Source organism: Streptomyces sp. NBC_01257, assembly GCF_035917255.1.
In the GTDB taxonomy this organism is placed as follows: Bacteria; Actinomycetota; Actinomycetes; order Streptomycetales; family Streptomycetaceae; genus Streptomyces.
In genome coordinates, this window is sequence record NZ_CP108472.1 from 5,404,730 (window position 1) to 5,423,073 (window position 18,344).

Here is an 18,344-nt window from a genome sequence, read left to right on the forward strand (position 1 = left end):
ACCCACTTTGAAGTAAGGTACTGGTATGAGCGTAAGGAACCTGGAGCGACGGCCCGATGTGCGGGAGCCGATGTGCCCGTCCCGGCTGGTGCTGGAACACGTCACCAGCCGCTGGGGTGTCCTCGTGCTGGCCGCCCTGCTGGAGCGCTCGTACCGCTTCAGCGAGCTGCGCCGCGAGGTCGGCGGGGTCAGCGAGAAGATGCTGGCGCAGACACTCCGGACGCTGGAGCGCGACGGCTTCGTGGACCGGGACGCCAAGCCGGTGATCCCGCCGCGGGTCGACTACAGCCTCACCACGCTCGGCCGGGAGGCCGCCGAGCAGGTGTGGGCGCTGGCGCGCTGGTCGGAGCGGAGCCTGGACGCGGTGGACGCGGCGCGCACGGCGTACGACGGGCAGAAGCAGGACGCGTAGGCACGCGCCGCCACGTGAAAACGAAGATGCGTCGGCCGTGCCCGTGACGGGCACGGCCGACGCATCGAGGCGCGACGGGCCGGTGTCAGCCGACGACCGTCCAGTTGTCGTTGCCTGCGAGCAGGGCACCGAGGTCGCCCTTGCCCTGCTGTTCGACCGCGGTGTCGAGTTGGTCGGCCATGAGGGTGTCGTAGACGGGTCGTTCGATGCTGCGGAGCACGCCGATCGGGGTGTGGTGCAGGGTGTCGGGATCGGCGAGGCGCGACAGGGCGAACGCGGTCGTGGGACTGGGGGCGTGTGCGTCGTGGACGAGGATCTGTGACTTGTTGTCCTCGGTGACCGCGACCACGTTCAGGTCACCGGTCAGGGTGTCCCGCACGACGCCTTTGGAGTTGTCGGTGCCGAAGAGGATCGGCTGGCCGTGTTCCAGTCGGATGACGGCTTCCTGGGCCTGCTCGCGGTCCTTGAGGACCTCGAAGGCGCCGTCGTTGAAGATGTTGCAGTTCTGGTAGATCTCCACGAGTGCTGTGCCGGGGTGGTCGGCCGCTGCGCGGAGCACGCTGGTGAGGTGCTTGCGGTCGGAGTCGACGGTGCGGGCGACGAAGGACGCCTCCGCCCCGATCGCCAGGGACACCGGGTTGAAGGGCGCGTCGAGCGAGCCCATCGGCGTGGACTTGGTGATCTTGCCGACCTCGGAAGTGGGGGAGTACTGGCCCTTGGTCAGTCCGTAGATCCGGTTGTTGAAGAGGAGGATCTTCAGGTTGACGTTGCGGCGCAGGGCATGGATGAGATGGTTCCCGCCGATCGACAAGGCGTCGCCGTCGCCGGTGACCACCCAGACGCTCAGATCCCGCCGGGAAGAGGCGAGCCCGGTGGCGATGGCCGGGGCACGGCCGTGGATCGAGTGCATTCCGTAGGTGTTCATGTAGTACGGGAAGCGGGAGGAGCAGCCGATGCCGGAGACGAAGACGATGTTCTCCTTCGCCAGTCCGAGCTCGGGCATGAAGCCCTGCACGGCGGCGAGGACGGCGTAGTCGCCGCAGCCGGGGCACCAGCGCACTTCCTGGTCGGACTTGAAGTCCTTCATGGACTGCTTGGCCTCGGTCTTAGGCACCAGCGACAAGAGTTCGTTGGTCTCAGCCATCAATGGCCTCCTCGAGGGCCGTCGCAAGCTGCTCGGCCTTGAACGGCATGCCGTTGACCTGGTTGTAACTGTGCGCGTCCACCAGGTACTTGGCCCGGATAAGCATGGCCAGCTGCCCGAGGTTCATCTCCGGGACGACCACCTTGTCGTAACGCTTCAGCACCTCGCCGAGATTCCGCGGGAACGGGTTGAGATGCCGCAGATGAGCCTGCGCGATCGGCCGTCCCGCGGCCCGGAGCCGCCGCACGGCAGCGGTGATGGGGCCATACGTCGATCCCCACCCCAGCACCAGCGTCTTCGCCTCCGCCGGGTCGTCGACTTCCAGGTCCGGGACCTCGATGCCGTCCACCTTGGCCTGTCGGGTGCGGACCATGAAGTCGTGATTGGCGGGGTCGTAGGAGATGTTGCCGGTGCCGTCCTGTTTCTCGATGCCGCCGATGCGGTGTTCGAGGCCGGGGGTGCCGGGGACGGCCCAGGGGCGGGCCAGGGTTTGTGGGTCGCGCTTGTAGGGCCAGAACACCTCGGTGCCGTCGCCCAGTTCGTGATTGGGTCCGCCGGCGAACTGGACGCGCAGGTCGGGGAGGCTGTCGGTCTCCGGGATGCGCCACGGCTCGGATCCGTTGGCCAGATAGCCGTCGGACAGGAGAAAGACCGGGGTGCGGTAGGTCAGGGCGATCCGGGCGGCGTCCAGTGCCGCGTCGAAGCAGTCGGCCGGGGTCTTCGGCGCCACGATGGGCACCGGTGCTTCCCCGTTGCGCCCGTACATCGCCTGGAGCAAGTCCGCCTGCTCGGTCTTGGTCGGCAGCCCCGTGGAAGGCCCGCCCCGCTGGATATCAATGATGAGGAGCGGGAGTTCGAGAGAGACGGCGAGGCCGATGGTCTCGGACTTGAGGGCGACCCCGGGCCCGGAGGTGGTGGTGACTCCCAGCGCTCCGCCGAAGGCCGCACCGAGTGCGGCGCCGATGCCCGCGATCTCGTCTTCCGCCTGGAAGGTGCGGATGCCGAAGTTCTTGTGCTTGCTGAGTTCGTGCAGGATGTCGGACGCCGGAGTGATCGGGTAGGACCCCAGGTAGACGGGTAGGTCGGCCTGTCGGCCGGCGGCGATCAGGCCGTAGGACAGGGCGAGGTTCCCCGAGATATTGCGGTACGTGCCGGTGGGGAAGGCCTGGGTGGCGGGTGCGACCTCGTAGGAGACGGCGAAGTCCTCGGTCGTCTCGCCGAAGTTCCAGCCGGCGCGGAACGCGGTGACGTTGGCTTCGGCGATCTGTGGTTTCTTGGCGAACTTGGCGCGCAGGAACGTCTCGGTGCCTTCGGTGGGGCGGTGGTACATCCAGGAGAGGAGTCCGAGCGCGAACATGTTCTTCGAGCGTTCGGCTTCCTTGCGGGAGAGCCCGAATTCCTTCAGTGCCTCGATCGTGAGGGTGGTCAGTGGCACCGGGTGGACGTTGTAGGCCTCCAGGGACCCGTCTTCCAGCGGGCTGGTGTCGTAGCCGACTTTTGCCATGGGGCGTTTGGTGAACTCGTCGGTGTTGACGATGATTTCGGCGCCGCGTGGTACGTCGGCGATGTTGGCCCGCAGTGCGGCGGGGTTCATCGCGACCAGGACGTTGGGGGCGTCGCCGGGGGTGAGGATGTCGTGGTCGGCGAAGTGGAGCTGGAAGGAGGAGACGCCCGGCAGGGTTCCTGCGGGGGCTCGGATCTCGGCGGGGAAGTTCGGCAGCGTGGAGAGATCGTTCCCGAAGGACGCGGTCTCCGAAGTGAAACGGTCACCCGTGAGCTGCATACCGTCCCCGGAGTCACCCGCGAAACGGATGATCACCCGATCCAGACGACGGATCTCTTTCTCGCCGGTGCCTGCTGCGGACTGGGGGGCACGCTGTCCCCCTACGAGCGCCTCACTGGCCTCATCGGCCTGATCGGCTGGGCTACTGACCTGGCTGGTCACTTACTGGACCTCCCTCGGCGCGGCAACTCGGAACCATCCGGCCCGCCGGCGGTCCCGAGCCCCACCCTACGTCTGTAAGGGTCGCCTTCCTGTGGCCGATCGCATATTGGACGGCGTTTTGAGACGCTTTTCGGCGCTGTTCCGTCATGATTCACCAGCCGCCCGGCCCATCGGCGGATCTTCGCTGGAGACACCCGGGAGGGAATCTCCCGTTCCGCCTCTTCGGGCCGTTCCCGGTCCCCGGCACCGCTATTACCTGACTACCCGTCAGATAATAGCGGGCGTCATCACGCGCGGCGTCAGGAGTTCAGATAGGTCAGGACGGCCAGGACGCGCCGGTGGTCGCCGTCGCTGGGGGAGAGCCCCAGCTTCAGGAAGATGTTGCTGACGTGCTTCTCCACCGCGCCGTCGCTCACCACGAGCTGCCGCGCCACCGCCGAGTTCGTCCGCCCCTCCGCCATCAGACCGAGCACCTCGCGCTCACGCGGCGTCAGCCCTGCCAGCACGTCCTGCTTACGGCTCCGGCCCAGCAGCTGCGCCACCACCTCCGGATCCAGCGCCGTGCCGCCCTGCGCCACCCGGACCACCGCGTCGACGAACTCACGGACCTCGGCGACCCGGTCCTTCAGCAGATAACCGACGCCCCGGCTGGACCCGGCCAGCAGCTCGGTGGCGTACTGCTCCTCGACGTACTGCGAAAGGACCAGCACCCCGATCCCTGGGTACTCCTTGCGCAACCGCACCGCGGCCCGCACCCCCTCGTCGGTGTGGGTCGGCGGCATCCGCACATCGGCGACCACCACATCGGGCAGCGCGTCCTGCCCGGCGAGGTCACCCACCGTCTTGATCAGGGCCTCCGCGTCACCGACCCCCGCCACGACGTCATGCCCGAGATCCGTCAGCAGCCGGGTGAGTCCCTCCCGGAGCAGTACCGAATCCTCGGCGATGACCACGCGCACTCTGTCCTCCACCACGACGCTGAATCCCCCACTGCTCGCTGTTCCCACCCGTATGCCGTCCAGCATCCCAGTATCGGCAGGGACGTCGCGCACGTTCGCAGGGTTGAGTCGTCACGCGACCGGCCCGGCGCGGAACGCCCGGACGCCGGGCGGCCCGCTGTACGGGTCCGTCCGGCGTCCGGGTACGGGAGGGCGATCAGCCGCGCCACGGGAGCTCGGCCGTGATCTTCGTCGGGCCGCCCACGGGGGAGTCGACGACCAGGATCCCGTCCACGGCGTCCAGCCGCTCGGTCAGCCCGGCCAGACCGCTGCCCGACGCCGGGCCGGCCCCGCCGCGTCCGTTGTCGGCGACCTGGAGCATCAGCCGGTCCGCCGACCGCCAGACGTCGACCGTGGCGCGGGTGGCGCGGGCGTGCTTGCTGACGTTCTGCAGCAGCTCGGAGACGGTGAAGTACGCGATGCCCTCGATGGCCTGCGCCGGCCGGCCGGGCAGATCGACCTCGACCGTGACGGGCACCGTGCAGCGGGAGGCCACAGCGGAGAGTGCGGCGTCGAGTCCGCGGTCGGTGAGGACGGCGGGGTGGATGCCGCGGGCCAGGTCGCGCAGTTCCTGGAGGGCGACCTTGACCTCGCCGTGGGCCTCGTCGACCATGCGGGCCGCGGCCTCGGGGTCGTCGGTCAGCTTGTCCTTCGCCAGCCCCAGATCCATGGCGAGGGCGACGAGCCGGGCCTGCGCGCCGTCGTGCAGATCGCGCTCGATGCGCCGCAGGTCGGCGGCGGCGGTGTCGACGACGACGCCCCGGTCCGACTCCAGCTCCGAGACGCGCGAGGCCAGCCGCGACGGGCCCAGCAGCCCGGTCACCATCAGCCGGTCCACCGAGGCCAGACCGCGGATGATCCACGGCGTGACGACGACGAGGACCAGACCGAAGGCGCTGGTCAGCGTGAGTTCGACGGACGAGTCCAGATAGACCTGGTGATTGGCGTCGCCGTACAGCTGCACCCCGTCGATACCCACGTAGGCCGGGAAGACCCAGGAGTACAAGGGGTACGTGAGGGCCGCCCAGCCGTACGACCACAGGGTCAGCGAGACGCAGAAGGCGAAGACCGCCCACGGGAAGTGCAGCAGCGCGTAGAGCAGGTGCCGCCAGGACACCCCGCTCTTCAGGACCGCGCCGACCCAGGACATCAGACCGCCGGTCCGGCCCCGCACCGGCGCCGGATCGGCCACGTCCAGCTTCAGCAGACCGCGCGCCCTGGCCCGCTCCATCGCGCCGAAGCCGCGGCACATGGCCAGCCCGGCGGCCAGGACGGGGATCCCCAGGAAGGTGACGAGCAGTCCGGCACCCACGGCGGTCATGGTGATCGCGAAGCTGAACAGCACGACGCTGATCGGCAGACTGAGCATCAGATAGCCGAACTCGCGCCAGGTCCTGCCCTCGAAGGGGGCCCGCAGCACGGCCGGGACGCGGTGTCGCGCCGGCTGCTCCCCGTATCCGGAGCCCGACCGCTGATGGTCCCGTGTGTCCGGTCCGTATGCCGTGGCCATGGGTTCCGTCCGTTTCTGCTGCATCCGTCGTATCCGCTGCTTCTCTGGGTCTGCTTCCGAGCGCCCGCTGACTTGCTGTGCTGCTGTGCTGCTGACTTGCTCTGTTGCTCTGTTGCGCTGTTGCCGTGCTGCTCAGTTGTTTCTGTTGCTCTGCACGAACTTCGCGCGGTGACGTGCGGTCGTGCGCCTGATTCAAGGGTGCTGTGCCGACGGATCCCGCACCATGAGGACGGTCTCCCTCTTCGACCGGGGGTTTTCCCTACCCCTGGGCGCCGCGCGTGGCCGGGCGCGGTTCAGGCCCTGGCCGTGCGGCCGGCGGCCGCGTCCTTCTCGTCCTCCCGGTCGCGCCAGGGCAGCTCGGCGGTGACGGTCGTAGGGCCCCCGACCGGGGAGTCGAGGACGAACAGCCCGTCGACGGCGTCCAGCCGCTCGGCGAGCCCCGCCATCCCCGTACCGCCGTCCATCGAGGCCCCGCCCCGCCCGTCGTCGGAGACCTGGATCAGCAGCCGGTCCGCAGACCGCCACACATCGACGGACGCCGTACGCGCCCCGCTGTGCTTGCTGATGTTCTGCAGCAGTTCGGAGACGGTGAAGTAGGCGATGCCCTCGATGGCCTGTGCGGGCCGGCCGGGCAGATCCACCCCCACCGTGACCGGGACCGTGCAGCGCGAGGAGATGGCGGAGAGTGCGGCGTCGAGTCCGCGGTCGGTGAGGACGGCGGGGTGGATGCCGCGGGCCAGGTCGCGCAGTTCCTGGAGGGCGACCTTGACCTCGCCGTGGGCCTCGTCGACCATGCGGGCCGCGGCCTCGGGGTCGTCGGTCAGTTTCTCCTTGGCGAGACCGAGCCCCATCGCGAGGGCGACGAGCCGCGCCTGCGCGCCGTCGTGCAGATCGCGCTCGATGCGCCGCAGGTCGGCGGCGGCGGTGTCGACGACCACGCCCCGGTCCGACTCCAGTTCGGCGATGCGGCGTTCCAGCTCGTCGGAGGGCGAGAGCAGCCCGCGCACCATGCCGCGGTCGGCGTTGGCCATGAACCGCGCCGTATAGGGGAGTACCGGCCACAGGACGAAGAGACTCACGAGCGTCACCGCGAACGTGACCACGCCCCACGGAAGCCGCATGAACGAGTACAGCGCCGCGCGCCAGCCCACCGGGTCCTTCAGGCTCGACCACAGCCAGGCGAAGAACCCCTCCTCCCGGCGGACCCGGGCCAGCGGGCTCGGCTCGTCGATCCGCAGCCCGAGCAGCCCCCGCGCCCGGCCCCGTTCGGCACGTCCCAGCAGCCGGGAGCCCTGGAGCCCCAGCGCGAGCAGGGGCAGTCCGATCACCGTGATCGCCAGCCCCACGCCGATGGAGACCATCAGCACGGTGTAGACGAAACCGGCGATGGCCATCGGAAGATTGGCGAGAAGATGCGCGATCTCCTTCCACGTCCACCGGTCGAAGGCGAAGCGGACAGGAGGCGGCCCGTCGTGATCGGGCACCTGGGGGCTCATGGTCATGTGTCCAGCCTGCCGGGCCGGGCTCCCGGACGCCATGGGGCTCATGGGTGGGGGCGAAGTGGGGATAACCCCACCAGTTGCCCGACGCAACTGCTTACCGTTCCTTTACAGGGCCTAGACTCCCGTGCGTACAGATCGTCGAACAGGTTTGAGGGAGCGAGGGGGCGGACGTGACGGACGTGGCGGACCTGCCGGGAGCGGAGCTGCCGGGACCGGCCGTTCTCGCGTCGGACTACTTCCACAGCTACTCAGTGGTCGGACTGCTCGCCGTGGTCGGCGTGCTGTTCGTCGCCGTCGCCTTCGGAGCCGGCCGGCTGCTGCGTCCCGTGGTGCCGACGCCGGAGAAACTCCTCACGTACGAATGCGGCGTGGACCCCGTGGGAGAGGGCTGGGCACACACCCAGGTCCGCTACTACGTGTACGCCTTCCTGTATGTGATCTTCGCCGTCGACTCGATCTTCCTGTTCCCGTGGGCGACCGTCTTCGCCGCGCCCGGATACGGGGCGACGACGCTCGTGGAAATGTTCATCTTCCTCGGTTTCCTGGCCGTGGGACTGCTCTACGCATGGAAGAAGGGCGTCCTCGAATGGACGTGACGAGCCCGTCGTCCGCCGGTCGGCCGGGAGCGGAGGCGGAATCCGCCGAGGCCTCCGCGCCCGAGCCCGTCCCCACGTTCCTCCCCGAGCCGAAGCGCCTGGGCGTGCTGTCCAGGCTCGCGCCCGAGCCGATGAAGGTGGTCCTCAACTGGGGCCGCCGCTACAGCCTCTGGGTCTTCAACTTCGGACTCGCCTGCTGTGCCATCGAGTTCATCGCCGCCTCCATGGCGCGTCACGACTTCATCCGGCTCGGCGTGATCCCCTTCGCCCCGGGCCCCCGCCAGGCCGACCTCATGATCGTCTCCGGCACGGTGACGGACAAGATGGCGCCCGCGGTGAAGCGGCTGTACGAGCAGATGCCCGAGCCCAAGTACGTCATCTCCTTCGGCGCCTGCTCCAACTGCGGCGGCCCGTACTGGGATTCGTACTCCGTGACGAAGGGCGTCGACCAGATCATTCCGGTCGATGTCTACGTACCGGGCTGCCCGCCCCGGCCGGAGGCCCTGCTCCAGGGCATTCTCAAGCTCCAGGAGAAGATCGCGCGCGAGTCGCTGGGTGAGCGTTACGCGACGGGCGGCGGCCGCCCCTCCACGGCCGCCCTGCGCAGCGGCCTGGTAGCGGCCCCGCCCGCGCCCGGCTCCTCGGCCGCTGACTCCGCGACTCCCGACTCCTCGACCCCTGACTCCTCGAAGGAGGAGCCGAAGTGACCACCGACGGGAGCGCCGAGAGCGCTGAGAGCGCTGAGAGGGCCGGGAGCGCCGGTAGCGCCGGGAGCGCCGGGGGATACGACCGGCTGCCGGACGCCGTCACCGAGATCTTCGGCGAGGACGCGACGGCGGAGCAGGCGTACGAACTGCTGACCGTCGACGTGCCGCCCGCGTCCTGGATCGCCGCGCTCGAAACGGCGCGCGACCGGCTCGGCTGCACGTACTTCGACTGGCTGAGCGCGGTGGACGAACCGGGCACCGGCTTCCGGGTCTGCGCCCATGTCGCCGCACTGCCGGCCGCGGGCGGACGGGTCCGCCGCCTGCTGCTCCGTACGACCGTCCCGCACGAGGCGGCCGTGCTGCCCACCGCGATCGACGTGTACGCGGGCGCCGCCTGGCACGAGCGCGAGACCCACGAGATGTTCGGCATCGGCTTCGACGGCCACCCGCACCTGGTTCCGCTGCTGCTGCCCGAGGGCTTCGAGGGCCACCCGCTGCGCAAGGACTTCGTCCTCGCGGCGCGCGTGGCGAAGGCCTGGCCTGGCGCCAAGGAGCCGGGCGAGTCGGAGCACGGCGGCCCGAAGCGCCGCACGATGCTGCCGCCTGGCGTGCCCGACCCGAACGAATGGGGCCCGCTGAAGGGCCAGCTCCCACCTGCCCCGGCGCGCGCGGCCCGCCCGGCCCGCCGCACCCGCAGCGCGAGCGACGGCTCGGCGGGCCAGCAGCCCACGACGACACCGACCGAGCAGACGACACCCGCTGCCGCTCCCGCTCCAGCGCGTCGGAGCCGCTCCGTGTCCCAGGGCTCGGCGAGCCAGCAGCCCGCGGCGCCTGCGGTGCCGCCGGTGCAGCCGGTGCCGTCGGTGCAGCCGGGCGAGGCACCGAAGGACGCTGCGGAGGCGGCCCCACCGGAGCCGAGTCCCACGTCGGAACCGAGTCCGACGCCGGAACCGAGTCCCAAGGCAGAGCCGAGTCCCAAGGCAGAGCCGAGTCCCAAGGCAGAGCCGAGTTTCACGCCGGAGCCGAGCCCCAAGGCAGAGCCCGGTACCCCTTCGAAGCCTCGTACGTCGTCGGATTCCCGGACGCCGTCGAAGCCCCGGACCTCGTCGGAGTCCCGTACCCCGGAGGCGCCGTGGCACGATGCCCGGCCTGCATTCGACGAGCCGGCGGGTGGGACACGAGAGGCCGGCGGGGCGGTTGCGCCGGGCGAACCCGGTGAGCCCGGTGAGCCCGGTGAGCCGGGTGCTTCTGGCGACTCCGACACTCCTGGTGTCCCCGGTGCTCCTTCCCGCGGTGACTCCGGTTCCTCCGAGACCCAGGGTGCTTCCGATGCCTCTGAGGCTCTCGGTGCTTCGGGCGACTCCGACGACTCTGGCGGCTCCAGTGACCCGGGTGACTCCGGCGGCTCCGGTGACCCGGGTGACTCCGAACCCCACGGTGCTCCCGGTGCATCCGGCTCCCCCGAGTCCCACGGTGCTCCCGATTCCTCGGATTCCCCCGATGGCTCCGGTTCCTTCCAGCCCCTCCGGCGTTTGAGGAGCGGGGGTCCGGGGGCGGAGCCCCCGGTTCGGGAAGGGGCGGGTAGGGGACAAGCCCCGCGCAGCGACACCCCCGACGCCACCCCCGAGCAGCCCAACGCCGAGCAACCCTCCACCGAGCAGCCCCCCACACCCCCCAAACCCCCCACACCCCCCGAGACCACCCCGCCCCCCAAGCCCCCGACCGGAGGCGATCCCGAGTGAACGACGTACTGGACGTCGCCCTCCGCCTCATCGTCGTTTTCGCCGTGTTCATGGTCGTCCCCCTCATCGTGGGCCAGGCCGAACACAAGGTGATGGCGCACATGCAGGGCCGCCTCGGCCCCATGTACGCCGGCGGCTTCCACGGCTGGGCCCAGCTCGTCGCGGACGGCGTGAAGTTCGCGCAGAAGGAAGACATCGTCCCGGCCGAGGCCGACCGCCGGGTCTTCCAGATCGCGCCCGCCGTCGCACTGCTCCCGTACCTCCTCGTGCTCGTCGCCATCCCGATCGGCCCAGGCGAGGGCGCGGTCGGCCAGGTCGTCGACGCGGGCATCTTCTTCGTGCTCGCGGTGATGGGCGTCGGTGTGCTCGGCTCGCTCATGGCGGGCTGGGCGTCGGCGAACAAGTTCTCGCTGCTCGGCGGCCTCCGCACCGCCGCGCAACTGCTCGCGTACGAGCTGCCGATGCTCCTCGCCGCCGCCTCGGTGGCGATGGCGGCCGGCACCGTGTCCCTCCCCGGCATCCTCGACGCGTTCGAGTGGTGGTGGCTGCCCTGGCAGATCGTCGGCGCCCTGGTCTTCTTCGTGGCCGGACTCGCCGAACTCCAGCGCCCGCCCTTCGACATGCCGGTCGCGGACTCGGAGATCATCTTCGGCGCGTACACCGAGTACACCGGCCTGCGCTTCGCACTCTTCCTGCTCGCCGAGTACGCGGGCATCGTCGTGCTCTGCGGACTGACGACCGTCCTCTTCCTCGGTGGCTGGCACGGCCCGCTGGGCGCCGACGGCCTCGGCTGGGTCTGGACGCTCCTGAAGACCGGCATCCTCGCCTTCGTCGTCATCTGGCTGCGCGTGAGCTACCCGCGACTGCGCGAGGACCAGCTCCAGAAGCTCGCCTGGACCACGCTCATCCCCCTCGCCCTCGCGCAGATCGCGCTCACCGGCATCGTGAAGGTGGCGATCAGCTAATGCCCCCGATCCCCGGATCAGGCCTGGCCAAGGGCCTCGCCGTCACCCTGCGGGCGATGACGAAGAAGACCGTCACCGCGCAGTACCCGGACACGCAGCCCGAACTCCCGCCCCGCTCCCGCGGCGTCATCGCGCTGTTCGAGGAGAACTGCACGGTCTGCATGCTCTGCGCCCGCGAATGCCCCGACTGGTGCATCTACATCGACTCCCACAAGGAGACGATGCCCGCCGCGGCCCCGGGCGGCCGCGAGCGCAGCCGCAACGTGCTGGACCGCTTCGCGATCGACTTCTCCCTCTGCATGTACTGCGGCATCTGCATCGAGGTGTGCCCGTTCGACGCGCTCTTCTGGTCGCCGGAGTTCGAGTACGCGGAGACGGACATCCTGGAACTCACCCATGAGCGCGACAAGCTGCGCGACTGGATGTGGACGGTCCCGGAGCCGCCGGCCCTCGACCCCGGTGCCGAGGAGCCCAAGGAGATCGCCGCCGCCCGCAAGACGGCGGACAAGCTCCGCGCCCAGCGCGAACAGGAAGCGGCGGAGCAGGCAGCCGACCAGGAGGGACCGGAGTGATGACCGCCACCGGAGCCGCCTCCGTCCTCGCCGCCGCCGGGAGCCACCCCGGCTTCCTCTCCCCGACCGGTGTGGAGATCGCCTTCGTCCTCGTCGGCGTCGCCACCCTCGGCGCGGCCCTCGTGACCGTCACGACCCGGCAGCTGGTGCACGCCGCCCTCTGGCTGATCGTGGCGCTCGGCGGCCTCGCCGTCGAGTACCTCCTGCTGACCGCGGAGTTCATCGCCTGGGTGCAGGTGCTGATCTACGTCGGTTCCGTCGTCGTCCTCCTCCTGTTCGGGCTGATGCTGACCCGGGCCCCCATCGGCCGCTCCCCGGACGCCGATTCGGAGAACCGCTGGGCCGCCCTCGGGGTGGCCGTCGCCGCGGCCGGCACCCTCGTCTGGGTCGTCGTGGACGCCTTCCGCACCACGTGGATCACGCTGGACGGGCCGGCCCAGGGCTCCACCGAGGCCACCGGGTCCTTCCTCTTCCGGCACTGGGTGCTGCCGTTCGAAGCCCTCTCCGTCCTGCTGCTCGCCGCTCTCGTCGGCGCGATCGTCCTGTCCCGCAGGGACCGCGAAACGAAACCCGCCGCAACCCCCGGCCGAAGCAGCACCACACCCCGAAGCACCACGACCCGCGGCGCCGCACCCCAAGGCACCACAACCGATGGCACCGCAACCGACGGCACCCCGAGCCGAGAGGACAGGAGCAGCTGATGCACCTCGCCTATCCCGCCGTGCTCGCCGCCCTCCTCTTCTGCACCGGGCTGTACGGAGCACTCGCACGCCGCAACGCGATCCTCGTCCTGATGTCCGTCGAGCTCATGCTCAACGCGGTCAACCTCAACCTGGTCGCCTTCGACGTCTGGCTCCGCGACACCCTGCACTCCGGCCAGGCCCTCACCCTGTTCACCATCGCCATCGCGGCGGCGGAGATCGGCATCGGCCTGGCGATCGTCCTCGCCGTCTACCGCAACCGCGGCAGCTCGGACGTCGACCGCCTCCGCGACACCGCCGAGACCGACGACGCCGAAGAACTCCCGGACGATCCGGACGACGCCGACGCCCCCGAAGACCAGGCCACTGCTCCGGCAGGGAAGGCAAAGAAGGCAGAGGCCACCGCGTGACCACCACGACCCTTGCCGTCCTCGTCCCCCTCCTCCCGTTCCTGGGCGCCGTGGCCGGTCTCCTCCTCGGCCGGTCCGCGCCGGGCTTCGTGCGGCCGCTCGCCGTGCTGCCGTCCCTCGCCTCCCTCGTGATCGCCGTCGTCGTCGCCGCACGCCAGGGCGGCGGCCGGGCCATCGACGCCGCGACCCAGCTCACGCCCACCGGCTCGGTCCCGATCGACCTCGCGCTGCACCTCGACGGCTTCGCCGTCCTCGTCGCCGTGCTGGTCGGCCTCGTCGCGAGCTGCGTGCAGATCTACTCGACCGCGTACCTGCGCGACGACCCCCGCTACCCCTCGTACGCGGCCCTCGTCTCCCTCTTCACCTCCGCGATGCTGCTCGTCGTCTACTCCGGCGACCTGATGGTGCTCCTGGTCGGCTGGGAGATCATGGGCATCTGCTCGTACTTCCTGGTCGGCCACTACTGGGAGACGCCGGAGGCCCGCGCCGCCTCCCTCAAGGCGTTCCTTGTCACCAAGCTCGGCGACGTGCCCTTCCTCATCGGCCTGTTCGCCCTCGCCGCCGACACCGGCACCTTCCGCATCACCGGCATCCTGGGCTCGGTCGCCCACGGCGGCCTCGATCACCCCACCCTGATCGCGCTGCTCCTCCTCGCCGGTGTCGCGGGCAAGTCCGCACAGTTCCCCCTGCACACCTGGCTGCCCGACGCGATGGCCGGTCCCACCCCCGTCTCCGCACTGATCCACGCGGCGACGATGGTCGCCGCCGGTATCTACTTCGTGGCCCGGCTCCTCCCCGTCTTCGCCGAATCGGGCGCCGCCCTCGTCGTCCTCGCGGTGATGGCCGCCGTGACGATGATCGGCTCCGGACTCGCCGCCCTCGCGCAGGACGACATCAAGCGCGTCCTCGCCTACTCGACGATCGGCCAGCTCGGCTACATGTCGGGTGCCCTGGCCGTCGGCGACCGCGGGGCCGCCGTCTTCCACCTCATCTCGCACGGTGCGTTCAAAGCCGTCCTCTTCCTCGCCGCGGGCGTCGTCATCCACGCCGCCGGCACCAACTCACTGGCCGCCATGTCCCGCATGGGCGGCCTGACCAAGCGCATCCCCGACGCCTACTGGACGATGACGGTCGCCCTCCTCGCACTGGCCGCCATCCCGCCGTTCGCCGGCTTCTTCTCCAAGGAAGCCGTCCTCGTCGCCGCCGAGCACACCGCCCTCGGCGACCGGCACGTCGCCCCGGCCGCCGCCGGCTGGACCGTCCTCGTCGCCGGCCTCCTGGCCGCCGTGCTCACCGCCGCGTACGCCACCCGCCTCTGGCTCCTGGCCTTCCGCGGCCGCGGCGCCGAAGCACCCGACCACGGCAGGCAGCCCGTCGCCATGACCTCGGTCCTGTGGGTACTGGCCGTCCCCACCATGGCCTTCGGACTGACCGTCGGCGTGATCACCGACTGGTTCGACGGCCACAGCCTCACCCCGTCGCTCACCACCGCCGTGCTGTCCACCGGCGTCGGTCTCGTCGGCGGCCTCGTCACCTACGGGGCCTGGCGCCACACCACGGCACTCGCCCCCCGCACCCCCATGGGTTCGGTCGTCGCCCACCCCGACGAGGAACCCGCCCTCATCGAGGTCGAGGCCATGGAGAGCCACACCGCCGCCTACGGAACCGCCGGTGACGCCCCCGACCCGGCCGACCCCGGCCGGCTGCTGCTCGGCCCGCTCCACCGCCACGCGGCCACCGGATTCCACCTGGACGCCCTGTACGCGGCCCTGTTCGTCCGCCCCGTCCAGGCCGCGGCGAGCCTCGTCCGCTTCCTGGACCGCGAGGTCGTCGACACCTACGTACGCGGCTCCGCCACCGCCACACGCTGGCTCGGCACCGCCGTCCGCCGCGCGCAGACCGGCAACGTGCAGACCTACCTCAGCGCACTGCTCGCCGGTTCGCTGGTCCTGGCGGTCGCCGCCGTCGTCTTCGCCAACGTCAACGCCGGGTCGTGAGCCGTGATCGATATCAGCGCATCCGTGATGCAGTTCCTTCTGGCGTTCGTCGTCGTGGGCCCGCTCGTCGGCGCCGTCGCCGCCCTGCTCCCGGCCCCGCCCGGGCTGAAGGGCAGGAGCCCGGACCAGGCCGTGCTCCGCCACGGAGTGACCGTCAGCGGCGTGATCCTCATCGCCGCGATCGTGCTGGCCCTGGGTTTCGACCACGACCACCCGTCGAAGATGCAGGCCACCACCGACATCAGCTGGATCCCGGCGCTCGACGTCCGCATCCACCTCGGCATCGACGGCATCTCGCTCCCCCTTCTCGTACTGACCGCGCTGCTGACCTTCCTCTGCGCGCTCTACAGCTACTTCAAAATGCCCGAAGGCCCTTCCCCGAAGGCCTTCGTCGCCCTCATCCTGCTGCTGGAGTCCGGCACCCTCGCGACCTTCGCCGTCCTCGATCTGCTGCTGTTCTTCCTGGCGTTCGAGATGGTGCTCATCCCGATGTACTTCCTCATCGCCCGCTGGGGCGGTGCGCAGAAGCAGGCAGCCGCCTGGAAGTTCATCCTCTACACACTGCTCGGCTCGGTCGTCATGCTGCTGGGCCTGCTCCTCATCGGACTGAAGAGCGGCACCTTCGACATGGTGGCACTCGCCACTGACAACGGCCGTGGCCTCACCTCGTCCGTGCAGGTCGTCGCCGTTCTCGCGATCGGCATCGGGCTCGCGGTCAAGACCCCGATGTGGCCGCTGCACAGCTGGCTCCCCGACGCCCACACCGCCGCCCCGACGGTCGGCTCCGTCCTCCTCGCGGGCGTCCTGCTGAAGATGGGCACGTACGGATTCGTCCGGATCCTGCTCCCCGTCGCACCCGACGGCATGCACACCTTCGCGCCCTACCTCGCGGCGTTCGCGGTCGCCGGCATCATCTACGGATCGCTCGCCTGCCTGGCGCTGGCCCGGCCCGGCGCCAAGGGCGACCTCAAGCGGCTGATCGCGTACTCCTCCGTCGGCCACATGGGCTTCGTCCTCCTCGGCATCGCGAGCATGACCCCCACCGGCGTCAACGGCGCGCTCTTCGCCAACATCGCCCACGGACTCATCACCGGCCTGCTGTTCTTCCTGGTCGGCGCGGTCAAGGACCGGTACGGCACCGCCGACCTCGACACCCTCGCCGGAGCCACCGGCGCCGCCCTCTACGGCCGGGCCCCCCGCCTCGGCGGCCTCCTCGCGTTCGCCGCGGTCGCCTCCCTCGGACTGCCGGGCCTGGCCGGCTTCTGGGGCGAGATGCTCGCCCTGTTCGGCGCCTTCGACCCCGCCGACGGACTCAGCCGCCCCGCCTTCCTCACCTTCATGTCCGTCGCCGCGTTCGGCACGCTGCTCACCGCCGCGTACCTCCTCGTCGTGGTCCGCCGGGTCTGCATGGGCGCCAGGCGCGAGGAACCGCATCCGATCGCCGACGTCCAGAACTACGAATTCGCCGCCTGGACCCCCCTCGCGGCCCTCACCGTCCTCGCCGGACTGTGGCCGGCCGTCCTCCTCGGCCTCACCGACCCGGCCGTGCAGAAGCTCCTCGCAGGAGGCAAGTCGTGATCGTGGCAGCCGAAAGCGCCCCCGGCGCAGCAAGCCTCGTCCAGTCCGTCGACTGGCTCGCGATCGCACCCCCGGTCACCGTCGCGGCCGTCGCCCTCGTCGTCCTGGTCGCCGACCTCTTCGTCCCCGCGGCCCGCAAGCCGCTCCTCGGCTACGGGGCCGTCGCCGGCCTCGCCGCCGCCCTCGCCCTCCTGATCCCCCTGCACGACGGCGACCGCTCCACCTTCTGCCTCACCACCGGCAGCCGCGCCTGCAGCTACACCGCCGACCACTTCACCCTGGTCATCCAGGCACTCGTGCTCGGCGGCGCCCTGCTCACCGCGCTGCTCTCCATCGGCGACACCCGCAAGCTCCCGGCCGGCGAGTTCTGGTTCCTGCTGCTGTCCTCCGCCGCCGGTGCCGCCCTGCTGCCCGCGTCCCGCGACCTCGCCACCCTCGTCGTCGCCCTCGAAGTCGCCTCGCTGCCCGCGTTCGCCCTCGTCGGCATCAAGCGCGGCGACCGGCGCTCCTCCGAGGCCGCGCTGAAGTTCTTCCTGTCCTCCGTCGTCGCGACCGCCGTCATGCTCCTGGGCGTCAGCTTCGTGTACGCCGCGACCGGCACCCTCCACCTCACGGAGATCGCCGCCCGCCTCGACGACGTACCCGGACAGCTCTCCACCCTCGCCGAGGCGGGCGTCGCCCTCACCCTCGTCGGCTTCGCCTTCAAGACGGCCGCCGCACCCTTCCACTTCTGGGTCCCCGACACCTACGTCGGCGCCCCCCTGCCGATCGCCGCCTATCTCTCGGTCGTCGGCAAGGCGGTCGGTTTCTCCGGCCTCATCCTCGTCACCGTCGTCGCCTTCCCCTCGTACGCGGACGTCTGGGGCCCCGCCCTCGCCGTCCTCGCCGCACTCACCATGACCGTCGGCAACGTCGCCGCACTGCGCCAGAGCGCCACCCGCGCCCGCAGCGCCGTACGCCTGCTCGCCTGGTCCTCCGTCGCCCAGGCCGGCTACCTCCTGGTGCCGATCGCCGCCGCCGCGTACGCCGGCGACCGCCAGATCGGGTCCACCGTCGCGTACGCCCTGATGTACGCCGTCGTGAACCTCGGCGCCTTCGCGGTGGCCGCCCTCGTCGCCCGTACCCACCCGGGCAACCGCATCGCCGACTACCGCGGCCTGTACGCCCGGCGCCCGCTCGCCGCCCTCGCGATGGGCTTCTTCCTGCTCTGCCTGGCCGGACTCCCGCCGGGCATCATCGGACTCTTCGCGAAGGTCACGGTCTTCTCCTCGGCCGTCGACGCCGGACTCGGCTGGCTCGCCGTCGTCATGGCCGTGAACGTCGTGATCGCGCTCTACTACTACCTCCAGTGGACCGCGGCCCTGTTCCGCAGCCCCGCAGAGGACGGTACGGAGCAGCCGCAGGCCGGCACCCGGCGCCGCACCCCGGCCCCGCTCACCGCCGCGATCGTCCTCACCGCCGTCGCCGGCATCGCCCTGTCGGGCGCCCCCCAGACCGTCCTCAGATTCGCCGGCGTCAACCTCTTCTGACCCCCGCGTCACCCGCAAGATCGGTTTGCCCCCGGC

At 70.6% G+C, this 18,344-nt stretch carries 16 protein-coding genes; 11 read left to right on the forward strand and 5 right to left on the reverse strand.

All coding sequences use genetic code 11. The features are described 5' to 3' along the window. Positions 1–25: 25 nt before the first annotated feature. The gene (locus tag OG408_RS23415) at positions 26–412 is read left to right on the forward strand and encodes a winged helix-turn-helix transcriptional regulator (RefSeq protein WP_285568412.1); all 387 of its coding nucleotides are present in this window, start codon (positions 26–28) and stop codon (positions 410–412) included. 85 nt (positions 413–497) lie between these two features. On the opposite strand, the gene OG408_RS23420 is transcribed toward OG408_RS23415, so the two are convergent. The 5 genes from OG408_RS23420 to OG408_RS23440 all read right to left on the reverse strand — a co-directional run bounded on the left by OG408_RS23420 (position 498) and on the right by OG408_RS23440 (position 7,511). Further along, a complete protein-coding gene (locus OG408_RS23420; protein ID WP_266781572.1) occupies positions 498–1,556 on the reverse strand; it encodes a 2-oxoacid:ferredoxin oxidoreductase subunit beta in 1,059 nt (352 codons plus the stop codon). Beyond that, positions 1,549–3,501 (reverse strand): 2-oxoacid:acceptor oxidoreductase subunit alpha, encoded by a 1,953-nt coding sequence (locus OG408_RS23425; RefSeq protein WP_326671782.1) that lies wholly within the window; start codon positions 3,499–3,501, stop codon positions 1,549–1,551. Before OG408_RS23425 ends, OG408_RS23420 begins: the two co-directional genes overlap by 8 nt. A gap of 299 nt (positions 3,502–3,800) precedes the next feature. Continuing rightward, positions 3,801–4,460, reverse strand: coding sequence for a response regulator transcription factor (locus OG408_RS23430; protein ID WP_148022109.1), 660 nt, complete (start codon positions 4,458–4,460; stop codon positions 3,801–3,803). Positions 4,461–4,656: 196 nt separating this feature from the next. Continuing rightward, the gene (locus OG408_RS23435) at positions 4,657–6,009 is read right to left on the reverse strand and encodes a sensor histidine kinase (protein ID WP_266781576.1); all 1,353 of its coding nucleotides are present in this window, start codon (positions 6,007–6,009) and stop codon (positions 4,657–4,659) included. Between the two features lie 293 nt (positions 6,010–6,302). Further along, positions 6,303–7,511: a sensor histidine kinase gene (locus OG408_RS23440; protein ID WP_266781578.1), complete on the reverse strand. Its 1,209-nt coding sequence runs from the start codon at positions 7,509–7,511 to the stop codon at positions 6,303–6,305. 170 nt (positions 7,512–7,681) lie between these two features. Between OG408_RS23440 and OG408_RS23445 the strand changes: the two genes are divergently transcribed. The 10 genes from OG408_RS23445 to OG408_RS23490 all read left to right on the forward strand — a co-directional run bounded on the left by OG408_RS23445 (position 7,682) and on the right by OG408_RS23490 (position 18,308). Further along, a complete protein-coding gene (locus tag OG408_RS23445; RefSeq protein WP_266781580.1) occupies positions 7,682–8,107 on the forward strand; it encodes an NADH-quinone oxidoreductase subunit A in 426 nt (141 codons plus the stop codon). After that, on the forward strand, positions 8,098–8,814 hold the full coding sequence (locus tag OG408_RS23450) for an NADH-quinone oxidoreductase subunit B (RefSeq protein WP_266781582.1): 717 nt from the start codon (positions 8,098–8,100) through the stop codon (positions 8,812–8,814). Before OG408_RS23445 ends, OG408_RS23450 begins: the two co-directional genes overlap by 10 nt. Before the next feature lie 86 nt (positions 8,815–8,900). Next, on the forward strand, positions 8,901–10,556 hold the full coding sequence (locus tag OG408_RS23455) for an NADH-quinone oxidoreductase subunit C (protein WP_326674586.1): 1,656 nt from the start codon (positions 8,901–8,903) through the stop codon (positions 10,554–10,556). Then, on the forward strand, positions 10,553–11,521 hold the full coding sequence (locus OG408_RS23460; RefSeq protein WP_326671786.1) for a complex I subunit 1/NuoH family protein: 969 nt from the start codon (positions 10,553–10,555) through the stop codon (positions 11,519–11,521). Before OG408_RS23455 ends, OG408_RS23460 begins: the two co-directional genes overlap by 4 nt. Beyond that, complete coding sequence (locus tag OG408_RS23465; RefSeq protein WP_326671788.1) at positions 11,521–12,093, forward strand: NuoI/complex I 23 kDa subunit family protein; 573 nt, start codon at positions 11,521–11,523, stop codon at positions 12,091–12,093. Before OG408_RS23460 ends, OG408_RS23465 begins: the two co-directional genes overlap by 1 nt. Continuing rightward, positions 12,093–12,794 carry an NADH-quinone oxidoreductase subunit J family protein gene (locus OG408_RS23470; protein WP_326671790.1) on the forward strand — a complete coding sequence of 234 codons (702 nt, stop codon included), beginning with the start codon at positions 12,093–12,095 and terminating at the stop codon, positions 12,792–12,794. The genes OG408_RS23465 and OG408_RS23470 overlap by 1 nt, the downstream gene beginning before the upstream one ends. After that, positions 12,794–13,204 carry an NADH-quinone oxidoreductase subunit NuoK gene (nuoK, locus tag OG408_RS23475; protein WP_266781590.1) on the forward strand — a complete coding sequence of 137 codons (411 nt, stop codon included), beginning with the start codon at positions 12,794–12,796 and terminating at the stop codon, positions 13,202–13,204. The genes OG408_RS23470 and nuoK overlap by 1 nt, the downstream gene beginning before the upstream one ends. Continuing rightward, complete coding sequence (locus OG408_RS23480) at positions 13,201–15,201, forward strand: NADH-quinone oxidoreductase subunit 5 family protein (protein ID WP_266781592.1); 2,001 nt, start codon at positions 13,201–13,203, stop codon at positions 15,199–15,201. The genes nuoK and OG408_RS23480 overlap by 4 nt, the downstream gene beginning before the upstream one ends. A gap of 3 nt (positions 15,202–15,204) precedes the next feature. Continuing rightward, entirely contained in the window at positions 15,205–16,779 is a 1,575-nt protein-coding gene (locus OG408_RS23485) for a complex I subunit 4 family protein (RefSeq protein ID WP_285573658.1), read from the forward strand. Continuing rightward, positions 16,776–18,308, forward strand: coding sequence for an NADH-quinone oxidoreductase subunit N (locus OG408_RS23490; RefSeq protein ID WP_326671793.1), 1,533 nt, complete (start codon positions 16,776–16,778; stop codon positions 18,306–18,308). The genes OG408_RS23485 and OG408_RS23490 overlap by 4 nt, the downstream gene beginning before the upstream one ends. Positions 18,309–18,344: the final 36 nt, after the last annotated feature.